Annotated in this window: 14 protein-coding genes; all 14 read right to left on the bottom strand. The window is 72.3% G+C overall.

Going from position 1 to position 9144, the window contains the following annotated elements; translation table 11 throughout:
• Nucleotides 1-43 precede the first annotated feature (43 nt).
• The 14 genes from ACGFYU_RS28320 to ACGFYU_RS28255 all read right to left on the bottom strand — a co-directional run bounded on the left by ACGFYU_RS28320 (nucleotide 44) and on the right by ACGFYU_RS28255 (nucleotide 9139).
• On the bottom strand, nucleotides 44-292 hold the full coding sequence (locus ACGFYU_RS28320; RefSeq protein WP_393830131.1) for a hypothetical protein: 249 nt from the start codon (nucleotides 290-292) through the stop codon (nucleotides 44-46).
• 122 nt (nucleotides 293-414) lie between these two features.
• The gene (locus ACGFYU_RS28315; protein WP_393830130.1) at nucleotides 415-1272 is read right to left on the bottom strand and encodes a DUF4097 family beta strand repeat-containing protein; all 858 of its coding nucleotides are present in this window, start codon (nucleotides 1270-1272) and stop codon (nucleotides 415-417) included.
• A 123-nt stretch (nucleotides 1273-1395) separates the two neighbouring features.
• A complete protein-coding gene (locus ACGFYU_RS28310) occupies nucleotides 1396-2169 on the bottom strand; it encodes a hypothetical protein (RefSeq protein WP_393830129.1) in 774 nt (257 codons plus the stop codon).
• 48 nt (nucleotides 2170-2217) lie between these two features.
• Entirely contained in the window at nucleotides 2218-2430 is a 213-nt protein-coding gene (locus ACGFYU_RS28305; protein WP_393830128.1) for a hypothetical protein, read from the bottom strand.
• On the bottom strand, nucleotides 2427-3401 hold the full coding sequence (locus ACGFYU_RS28300; protein ID WP_393830153.1) for an AAA family ATPase: 975 nt from the start codon (nucleotides 3399-3401) through the stop codon (nucleotides 2427-2429). Before ACGFYU_RS28300 ends, ACGFYU_RS28305 begins: the two co-directional genes overlap by 4 nt.
• Before the next feature lie 104 nt (nucleotides 3402-3505).
• Nucleotides 3506-4123, bottom strand: a complete 618-nt coding sequence (locus ACGFYU_RS28295) for a hypothetical protein (RefSeq protein WP_393830127.1) — start codon at nucleotides 4121-4123, stop codon at nucleotides 3506-3508.
• 116 nt (nucleotides 4124-4239) lie between these two features.
• Nucleotides 4240-4530: a hypothetical protein gene (locus ACGFYU_RS28290; protein WP_393830126.1), complete on the bottom strand. Its 291-nt coding sequence runs from the start codon at nucleotides 4528-4530 to the stop codon at nucleotides 4240-4242.
• Nucleotides 4527-4775: a hypothetical protein gene (locus ACGFYU_RS28285; RefSeq protein ID WP_393830125.1), complete on the bottom strand. Its 249-nt coding sequence runs from the start codon at nucleotides 4773-4775 to the stop codon at nucleotides 4527-4529. Before ACGFYU_RS28285 ends, ACGFYU_RS28290 begins: the two co-directional genes overlap by 4 nt.
• An 18-nt stretch (nucleotides 4776-4793) precedes the next feature.
• On the bottom strand, nucleotides 4794-5255 hold the full coding sequence (locus ACGFYU_RS28280; protein WP_393830124.1) for an RRQRL motif-containing zinc-binding protein: 462 nt from the start codon (nucleotides 5253-5255) through the stop codon (nucleotides 4794-4796).
• Nucleotides 5255-5470: a hypothetical protein gene (locus ACGFYU_RS28275; protein ID WP_393830123.1), complete on the bottom strand. Its 216-nt coding sequence runs from the start codon at nucleotides 5468-5470 to the stop codon at nucleotides 5255-5257. Before ACGFYU_RS28275 ends, ACGFYU_RS28280 begins: the two co-directional genes overlap by 1 nt.
• Before the next feature lie 66 nt (nucleotides 5471-5536).
• A complete protein-coding gene (locus ACGFYU_RS28270; RefSeq protein ID WP_393830122.1) occupies nucleotides 5537-5872 on the bottom strand; it encodes a hypothetical protein in 336 nt (111 codons plus the stop codon).
• Nucleotides 5873-5970: 98 nt separating this feature from the next.
• Nucleotides 5971-6444, bottom strand: coding sequence for a hypothetical protein (locus tag ACGFYU_RS28265; protein WP_393830121.1), 474 nt, complete (start codon nucleotides 6442-6444; stop codon nucleotides 5971-5973).
• Nucleotides 6445-6504: 60 nt separating this feature from the next.
• Nucleotides 6505-6912: a hypothetical protein gene (locus tag ACGFYU_RS28260; protein WP_393830120.1), complete on the bottom strand. Its 408-nt coding sequence runs from the start codon at nucleotides 6910-6912 to the stop codon at nucleotides 6505-6507.
• Between the two features lie 16 nt (nucleotides 6913-6928).
• Nucleotides 6929-9139: a hypothetical protein gene (locus ACGFYU_RS28255; protein WP_393830119.1), complete on the bottom strand. Its 2211-nt coding sequence runs from the start codon at nucleotides 9137-9139 to the stop codon at nucleotides 6929-6931.
• Between the last annotated feature and the right edge of the window lie 5 nt (nucleotides 9140-9144).

Below are 9144 nucleotides of genomic sequence, written 5' to 3'. Positions count from 1 at the left end.
GCCGTTCCGGCCTGTGAGAGGCGAGGCCGGAACGGCTTGGGTTTCAGTCGGTGTCGGTGTCGGCGGAGTCGGTGGGGCGGTAGCGCTTGGTCTGGCGCCGGATCTGGTTGTACTTGACGTCCAGGGCATCGGCGATGTCCTGCTGCGCGCCGTGGTAGCTGCCTTGGAGGGCGTCGATCGCCTGCCAGAACTCGGTCTCGATGCGCTCGTGCTCTCGCTCGCGGTGCTCATTGGCCTGGGCAGCCAGCTTTTTCAGCTCGGCGCGGGCCTGATCGTCAGGGCGGGGGGTCATGGCGGGCTCCAGGTGGGTGCGGGGGAAGATGATCCTGCCCCTTGCTCCTCGTGGAGCGGGATGGGAGGCCCGGGGCGGCCGGTGAAGGTTGGTAGCCAGGAGGCGGCCGCCCCGGGGCGAAGTCAGCGGCTGCGGAGCTTGCCGGTGACAGTGCGGACGCGCTCGTGCAGGTGGCTGGCGCCGCGCGTGGAGACGTCACCGGAGACCGTGTTCACGTCGAGCGAGCCGGTGGCGGCCGGGGTCGCGGTGACGTGGATGTCGCCGGAGACGCTGTTGAAGCGGAACTCCGAGCCGTTGTAGGCGCCGATCTCGAGGTCGCCGGAGACGGAGTTGATGTCGACGCGGGCGTCAACGCGGTCCACCTCGAAGTCGCCGCTGGTGGTGTTGCCACGCAGGGTGTGCACCCCGCGGGCTTCGACGTCGCCGGAGAGCGAGTGGACGTCCAGGACCTGGAGGTCGCCGTCGACGGTGAGGTCGGCGCTGGTGGTCGCCAGGCGGACCGAGGACATCTCGCTGGGCAGCGTCACGTCGACGGTGATGGTGCCCATGCCGCCGCCGGAGACGACGGTGCCCTCCGCAGCGACGACGCGGCCGCCGGAGACGACCTTGCGGCCGCCGATGGTGATGTCGTTGCCGCTGATGTGCATGCCGGTTACCGAACCGGTGATGACGCCGAAGTTCTGGGCGACCCGCATGTTGCCGCCGTGGAAGTTGAAGGTGGAGCTGCCCATCGACATCGTGTCGCCCTCGACCTCGGGGACGCGGACGGTGAGGCAGTTCAGGTTCTTGTGGGTGCTCTCCTGCATCGTGGCGGCGTGTACGGCGTCGGCGAGCGGGCCCTCGTCGTCGCCCGTGCTCACCGTGACGACGGCGTTGGTCAGCGTCGGGTCGATGGTGACGTTGACCGTGCCGAGGTGGCTGATGATGTCGGTCCACAGGGCGCCGGCGGCGGTGGCGGTGAAGGTCTGAGAGGTGGTCAAGGCGCGCTCCTTGGTCGGAGAGTGCGGGGGCCGGGCGGCCCCCCCACGACTAAGAATGCATCCTCGAAGGATGCATTTCAAGCATCTTGCATCCTTCGAGGACGCATTTTCTGTTGGTGCAGATCAGACGGCCAGAGCCGGGGCGCGGGAGTCGAGACCCACGCCGCGCAGGGCGTCCAGGACGTACGCGTCGAATCGGTCCTGGTGCTGGACGGCCTGAGCGAGGCCGGCGGCGCGGGCGCTGGCGTAGTGCGTTGCGGCCGCGCTGGCGCCGGTCCCGGCGAGGGCGCGGTCGGTGGCGTCGGCGGCCAGGCGGCGGATCCACCACTGGGCGGCCGACTCGCGGCGGGCTCGGGCGGCGTCGTCGGCCAGCGACTCGGCCTTCATGCCGCTGGTGGTGTCCGGGCCTCCGGACAGTCGCCAGGTCTCGCGCCGCCTGTCCATCGTCTCGGGGTCGACGTCCCAGTCGGCGGCCCAGTGCGGGGCGAGGTGGGGGAGCTGGTGGTCGATGGCGTCCAGGACGTCGCGGCCGCGGGACCCGAGGGCCTGGTGGGCATCGGTCTCCTCCACCACGCGGATCCGGTGGGAGAGCAGTCGGTAGGGGTAGTAGCACCGGCCCCAGTTGCCGGTCTCGCCGAGCGGCTCCACGATCCACAGCCTCACCGGCCAGACGGGCCGGATGTTGGTGTCCTCCAGGACCTCTCCGACGCGCTTGACCATGCGGAAGTAGGAGTGGGGCGTCTCGTCGAACCACCGGTTCGTGCAGGGGGTGGGGTGGTCGAGGACGTCGCCGACAGCATCGGCAAGGCTGACCGGGGATAAGCCGCGGCTGCGCTCGATGATGCCGTCGGCCGGTGTGGCCATGTACCAGACGGGCTGCTTCGGGGTGCGGGTCACGAAGTCCTCCAGAAGGTGTGTGCGGGCGGCCCGGGTGGGCCGCCGGGGTCACGGCAGGTCGAGCCGGACGGTGATTGGGGTGCGGCGGTCGCCGTAGTCACGGCGGGGGTCGTGGACGGTGCGGCGGTGCGCGGCGAGGCCTGCGGCCCCGCCCTGGATCGGCAGCTGGCATTCGTCGCAGCCGTACAGCCACACGTCCCCAGCGGGGAGCTCCGCGGGGGTGAGGGGGTGCGGGTGCGGGCCGTCGGCGGCGCGGCTCACTCGCGGACCGCCGCCGCGAACTGCTCTTCCAGGTCGGCGCGTCCGTCGGGGTCGTCGTCCTGGTGGTGGTCGTCGGGGCCGCCGTGGACGGTGCAGACGGTGTCCGGGTGCGGTCCGGTGCCGACGTGCGCGACCAGGAGGTCGGTGACGTTGTGGACGGCCTGCCACGCCGGGGCGTTGCAGTCGTCGTCGTACGGGCAGCCCACGAGCAGGTCGAAGCCGAGGTCGCCTTCGCCGTCGACGTCGGTGCGCAGGGCGAGGACCAGGCGGTCCGGTCCGAGGCAGATCTCGCCGACGCGATCGCCGCCGGCGAGCTGGGAGCCTTCCCGCCACCGCCACAGGGGCAGCACGTCCGCGCCGAAGAAGCGGCGGACCAGGAGCAGTTCGCCCAGGCCGGTGTGGCCGTCCCAGCCGAGGTCCGCGCGCCGAGTGTCGCTGGCGCGCTGGAGCAGCGGCTCCAGGCGGTGGATGTTGTCGGCGAAGACGACGTGGTCGAAGCCCTCGGCGTGCAGGCCGGGGAAGGCGGCGACGGCTTCGGCGTGCTGGCGGCGTACGACGTCGTCGGGTACCGCGCGCGCCGGAGCGCGGTCGGCCTGACGCTCCACGCACACGGAGACCGGGGTGGAGACCAGGAGAGCGACGGTGGGCACGCCGTAGGAGCGGGCAACTCCGAGGAGGCCGGCCCGCACGTGCTCCTCGGTGTTCGTGGCGTCGATGACCGTGGTGCGCTTGCGGGCGAGGCGAGCCTCGAGCACGGCGTGCAGGATGGTCGCCGCGGACAGGGTGGCCGACTGGTCACCGGCGCAGTCCGCCACCATCGCCCTGAACTGGTCGAGCTCCAGGACCTGCGTGGACGGCCAGCTGCTCGCCAGTACCGACTTGCCGGCGCCCGCAGCCCCGATCAGGACGATCAGCGCCGGTTCGGGGATGGTCGTGTCGAGCGGCTGCATGCCGCTGAGGGTGGTCTTCATGAGCGGTTCTCCTTGCGGGTGGAGGGTGGCGGTGCCCGGGTGCCGGGCGGCGGACTGGGCGTCGTCGCTGTCCGGCGGCAGGTGCGCGGCCGCGGGCGGGGTGGTCACCGGCGGTCGCCCTTGCGCAGGGTGATCCAGGTGGTGACCAGGGCGGCGGCCACGCCGATCGCGCGGTGGGCCGCCTGGTCCAGCTCCATCAGCGCGGTCCCGGGACCGGAGATGTCCTGGACGGCCTTGGGGTACTCGGTGCCCTCGCCGCCGGCCTTGCGGACAACGGTGGCGTGCTTGATGTAGCCGGTCTTGCCGGTCTTCTCGGCGAGCCAGAGCAGAGGGTCGCGCCGGTCCAGGATTCCGTGCGTGATCGCGTTGATCGCGGCGCCGGTCAGGAGCGCGACCGCCGGGATCCGGTAGCCCAAGGTGCGGGTGACGGCGAGGGTGGAGGCGAGCTGCACGCCGGAGTAGCTGGCGACGTGCCGGCTCACGCTGCGGCGGCCGTACGCGCTGGCGGTGCAGGTACGGCCTTCGGGGCCGTGCCGCCACGGGTCCTCGGTGACCGGGGAGCCATCGTTCTTGTAGACCAGGTGGGAGCCGTGCATGCCCTTGGTCGAGGCGTCGTGACTGTTCTGGACGAACTGGTCCCCGAGTCCGTGGACCCCGTCGAAGACGGCGGTCAGGGCGGCGACCAGGGCGAGGCCCTCGATGGCGCGGAGGCGATCGGTCATGCTGGGTGTGCTCCTCATCTCGGATGTTCGGGTGGGGTGTGCGGGGCGGCCCGGCCCTTAGCCGATGCTGCGGGCACCTCGCGATGCGCTTTCGCCCCCGGCCGGGGGCGGTGGTGTCAGAAGGGCGGCTCGTCCCAGGCCGGGATGGGCAGGAGCCGGATGCGGAGCTCGCGGCGGTGGGCCCAGCAGCCGCACGCCTCCATCTCGGGGAAGGCGCCGCCGGTCCACCAGCCGCCCTCGCCGTGGCACTGCGGGCAGTTCGGCCGGGGGCGGGCGGTGATCTCGATGTGGTGCCGGTCGACGTGGAGCTTGCGGTGGCCGGCCGTGAGCAGGGCGGCGACGGTCGCTGCGGTGAGCGGGACGGCGGCGGCGAGCAGTAGGGCGGTGCGCAGGCGGCGGGCGGTCACTTCAGCGGGATGGCGCGGCAGGCGGTGGCGTGGGTGTTGGCGTCCGGCCGGATGCGCCACAAGCCGTCCCGTTCCGGGCTGCGGGAGGCGTCGCCGCAGCCGAGGCAGTTCCAGCTGTTGTTGTCGAAGTGCTCGCCGTGGCCGGTGACGTCGACGAAGCTGCCGCCGGTCGTCATGAAGCGGATCTGCAGGTTCTTGGGCCGGTCCGGCTCGGTGAAGGCGGAAGGGCGAACGGCGGTGCTCATGGGCGGGTGTCCTCTCGGTCAGGCGGCCAGCGGGTGGCCGGCCGGGGGAGCGAAGTAGGAGCTGGGGTCGGCCGGGGTGCCCTCCGCGCATTCCAGGCACGAGCCGAGGGTCTTGAGGGGGAGGCAGAACACGTACCGCCGGCGACAGGTGGGCACGGGGCACGTCTGGCGGGCGGCCATCGCACGGTCCAGCGCCCACTCCTGGGCGAGCGTGGGGACGCGCTTCGGTCGGGCGAGGCTCGCGTCGTAGAGCCAGCCCCGGGTGGGGTGGTTGCAGGACTGGTCGGGCCGGAAGGCGCAGTACTTGCAGCGCAGGACCGCGACCGGGTCGTGGCCTCCGGGGCTCAGCCCCTTCTCCCGCAGCTGCCGTCGCGTGAGCAGCCCTTCGGGTATGGCCCCGCGGTCGTGCTCGGGCAGGGTCGCGTCCGTGCGGGGGACTCGCTTGAGTTCGCGGCGCCGCTTCCGTCGCGCCCGCGGCATCAGCTGCTCCAGGTGCCGGGCAGGCGGCGCTGGGGCAGCGGGTAGCGGGGGCCGGGGATGGTGGGGCGCGGACGGCCGATCCTGCGGCGGGGGCGGGGGATGAGCACGATGAACCCTTCCGTGTCGGTGGAGTGGACGTGGATGCGCCCGCCGCCTTCGGGTGCGGGGCGGCGGGCGCGGGCTGAGCGTGTAGGCCGGTCGGCCTGGCCGGTCACCGGCTGCGGCCGCCCCGGGTGCGGGGCGGCCGGGCCGGTGGCCAGGCAGGGCGGTCGGTGCTGGGGTCAGAGGGCGGCGGAGATGACACCGAGGACGAGGGCGGCCGCGCTGCCGAGGATGAGGGTGGCGGCGGCGGAGGCCCAGAAGGGGTGACCCGCGCCTTTGGGGTCGCGGAGGTCGCTGAGCCCGTCCGTGATGCGGGCGTGCATCGCGATCAGCGGTCCCAGGGAGGCGTACCAGCGGCCGAGGCGATCGACTTCACCGGCGCCTTCGTTGTCGGGTATGTGCCCGCCGTGGAGTGCGAGGCGGTGGGCCGCACCTTCGGCAGCCAGGTCGTCGGGCTGGTGGACGACGGGGCTGGTGGTGCGGCAGACGGTGCAGCGGTAGACGTAGCGGCGCACGGGCGGTGTCTCCTGGTGGCTGGGTTTGGGCAGGACAGTGCGACGCCCCGCCGGGAAGGGTCTCCGGGCGGGGCGCGGGGCTGAGCTGGGGGCTGCGGCTAGGTGTTCTTGCGGTAGTAGCCGGGCCGGACGTGTTCGATCTTGCCGACCTTGACCAGGGCGGTCAGGGTGGTGGAGAGGGTTTCGCCGGTCAGGTTGGTGAGGGCGCCGATGGCGTTCTCGTCGACTTCCAGGCCGAGCGCGTCGTGGAGGCAGGCGAGTACGGCGGCTTCCGGGCTGGGCGCCGCGGGTGCGGTGAGCGCCGGGGCCGGCGCGAGCGGCCGCCAGTAGTTGCGGACGGCGCCGAGCTTGAACACCCACTGCTCGCTGTGCGGGTCCTGCCACTCGTGCTCTGGGAACACGTGGTAGTGGGCGCGGAGCACTCCGAGGGCTTCGAGGCAGGCCGAGCGGCCACCGGTCACTTCGATCTGGATGACCGGCTGATGGGAGCAGTTCCGGTTGGGCTCGTGGTCGCCGAGGGCGCCGCAGTTGCACGGCGCCTCGAAGTCGCTGCTGCCCTCGCTCGGTTGCATGGCCTCATGAAACCGCAGCCGGGGCCTGTGCGCCCAGGGGTTACCGGAGCCCGAGTTGGGTCAGTTCGCGGCGCGGAGCAGGAGGTCGAGGACCGGACCGGCCCACGTCTGGCGGTTGTTGAAGCGGGGGAGCTCATGGGAGTCGGCGGTGCCGAGGGTGGTCATGAGCCGGAGTTCCGCCGCCTTCACTTCGCGCGCCCACACGGCCGGGTCGTAGGCGAGGGCGGCGGCCTGGACGGATCCGAGGAGGCACAGGCCGTGTCGGTCGCAGAGGGTTCCGCGGGTCCAGCCGTAGCGGATGATCAGCTCCCGCGCGGTACGCAGGGTGTGGCGGATGCTGGGCTCCGGGTAGCCGGCCGGGCCGGTGGCGAACACCGCGTCGACCTGACCGATCAGGCCCTGCACGGCTCGGGCATCGGGGCGGGGAAGGCCCGCACGGTGTGCGGGCCTGGCGAGGTTGCCGAGCATGGGTTCTTGCTCCCTTCTATGAGTTCTTGCGGTAGACGCCGGGCTTGACACGTTCGATGGCTCCCTTCTTGACCAGGTCGGTCAGCGTGTTGGCGAGCGTCTTCTCGTTGAGGCCGGTGAGGGCGAGGATCGTGGCTTTGGGCATCTCCAGGCCGGCGTGGTCGTCGAGGCAGTCCAGGATGGCGACGTCCGCGGCGGGTTCGGCCGGCGCCTTGAACCCGCCGCCGGGCGGGGGCTCGTATCCGCCGCTGCCCCAGTCCGAGCCGCTGCTGCTGGCAGGGGCGTCGCCCTCCCCGTTCACGGGGGTGTCGGCGATCTGGTGCCGGTCGTCCCAGCTGGTGAAGTCCTGCGGCCAGATGATGGCGTCGTGGCGGATGTAGGGGGCGGCGGATTCCAGGACCCAGGTCCGCATCATCTGCACCGGCTCGCCGGGCGAGCCGACGTAGCCGAGGCCGAACGTCCTCGCCGGGTCGTTGATGGGCAGGTCGTCGGACCAGATGAGGGGCTCGTCCTCGATGTTCCAGGCGGCGGGGATCGCGCCGGGGTCGATGCCCTCGAAGCCCTCCACGGTCACGAGGTTGGACTGGGCGCTGTCGGTGCGCAGCATGATCATCGCGCCGCCCTGGATGACGTTGGTGCGGATCGCGGTGTCTCCGCCGAGCTTGGCGGCGTTGACGGCCTGGTTGACGATCAGCAGCGTCATGCCGAGGTTACGACCGAGAGAGGCGAGCTTGTCCAGGATGAACACCGCTTCCTTGCCGGTCTCGGTGGCCGTGTCGGTGATCATGTGGGTCTCGTCCACGACCGTCATGACCCACGGGCAGTCGTCCGTCGCCTTGAAGTTCTTGCGGCCCAGGCGCGCCGACTCGGCGATCCGGTGCTTGAGGATGGCGTAGGACAGGCGCAGCGCCTTGATCGCGTCGTCGCCGGTGGCGGCGTAGGCGGCCATGGTCTCGACGTCGGGGTTGGAGCTGCCCTTGGGGTCGGCGTAGATGATCGCCATCCCGGCGAGGTGTCCGGCGAGGGCGATGATCTGGACGGCGCCGCCCTTGCCGGAGCCGGTGACCCCGGCGATGAACACGTGCTGCGCGCCCAGGACGGGGTCGAAGAGCTGGAGGCGTGCGGGGCGGCCGGAGACGCCGCGCCCGATGGAGATGTATCCGCCCGGGGACGGCTTGAGCACCTGCGGGCCGGGGAAGGGCACCCCGTCCTCCAGGGGGTTCTTCTCCATGATGTGGATCTTCGCCTTGCGGGGGTCGGACTTGTTGGGCTGGTAGTCGACCAGGGTCATCGACGAGCGCAGGGCGCCGACCAGCTGCGTACGGTCGGGAACGGGGAGGGACGCCTTGTCCTCGTCGGCCACGACCCACGCCACCCAGCCGCCGGTCGCCGGGTCGACCTGGGCGTCCTTGAGGTGGGTGCCCGGCATGACCGTCGGCCGGACCAGGCGGGCCCACATCCCCTCCATCGTGGTGGGGTCCAGCTCCGCCGGCGCGGTCCGGCGCACCGTCACGTACTGCTCGCCGGGGTGGTGGCCGGCAGCGAAGCTGACCCACTCGGCCGGGACCCGGTATGCGGAGCCGACCGATTCGGCGGAGACGTTCACCGACCGGCCCTGGGGGGCCTCGATGATGCCCTCCCACCGGTCCCCGGTGTCGCTCACGCCGACGAGGTGCTGGCCGGGGTGCGCGCCGCCCTCGCCGGAGATGTGGTCGGCCCACACCTTGTAGAGCCCGCCCGGCCCCACCGCGGGGGCCGGGCCGGCCTCGGGGGTGGGGGCGGTGATGCGGACCTTGCGGGCGGCCAGGGCGGGGCGGAGCTTGATGGTGAGGCCGGCCCACATCGTCCACCAGGCGGCGGAGACGAGGCCGGACACCGAGGCCGGGTCGAGGAAGCCGGCCATGAGGGCGTCCGCGTACGCGGGGCCGAGGAACGCGCCCGGCACGACGGCCATGGAGGTCAGGAGGCTGGAGCCCAGCAGGGTGGAGCGCTGGGCCGCCAGAACGTCCCCGATCCCCGTGGCGTTGACGACGTTCGCCGGGACGCGGCCCACGTAGTGCGTGGCGAAGGCAGCGCTCCCGCAGACCGTGGCAGCCGCAGTGAGAGCGGCGAGGCCGGGCTCGAGGAGCGGGGTCAGCGCGCCGAGGACGGGCGGGGCGATCACCGAGACCAGCGCGGGGACCTGGTCGGCGAGTTGAGGGCGGCGGGTCACGGTGATCTCGGACATGCTCG

It is taken from the genome of Streptomyces sp. NPDC048337, from assembly GCF_043201175.1.
GTDB lineage: Bacteria > Actinomycetota > Actinomycetes > Streptomycetales > Streptomycetaceae > Streptomyces.
The sequence above is the reverse complement of the archived record's forward strand: the minus strand, read 5'-3'. Positions and strand labels throughout refer to the sequence as shown.

Bases quoted from the DNA above. Each gene is read 5' to 3' on its own strand.
- ACGFYU_RS28260 (WP_393830120.1), bottom strand. From the start codon at position 6,912: ATGCTCGGCAACCTCGCCAGGCCCGCACACCGTGCGGGCCTTCCCCGC.
- ACGFYU_RS28300 (WP_393830153.1), bottom strand. From the start codon at position 3,401: ATGAAGACCACCCTCAGCGGCATGCAGCCGCTCGACACGACCATCCCC.
- ACGFYU_RS28285 (WP_393830125.1), bottom strand. From the start codon at position 4,775: ATGAGCACCGCCGTTCGCCCTTCCGCCTTCACCGAGCCGGACCGGCCC.
- ACGFYU_RS28265 (WP_393830121.1), bottom strand. From the start codon at position 6,444: ATGCAACCGAGCGAGGGCAGCAGCGACTTCGAGGCGCCGTGCAACTGC.
- ACGFYU_RS28280 (WP_393830124.1), bottom strand. From the start codon at position 5,255: ATGCCGCGGGCGCGACGGAAGCGGCGCCGCGAACTCAAGCGAGTCCCC.
- ACGFYU_RS28320 (WP_393830131.1), bottom strand. From the start codon at position 292: ATGACCCCCCGCCCTGACGATCAGGCCCGCGCCGAGCTGAAAAAGCTG.
- ACGFYU_RS28295 (WP_393830127.1), bottom strand. From the start codon at position 4,123: ATGACCGATCGCCTCCGCGCCATCGAGGGCCTCGCCCTGGTCGCCGCC.
- ACGFYU_RS28255 (WP_393830119.1), bottom strand. From the start codon at position 9,139: ATGTCCGAGATCACCGTGACCCGCCGCCCTCAACTCGCCGACCAGGTC.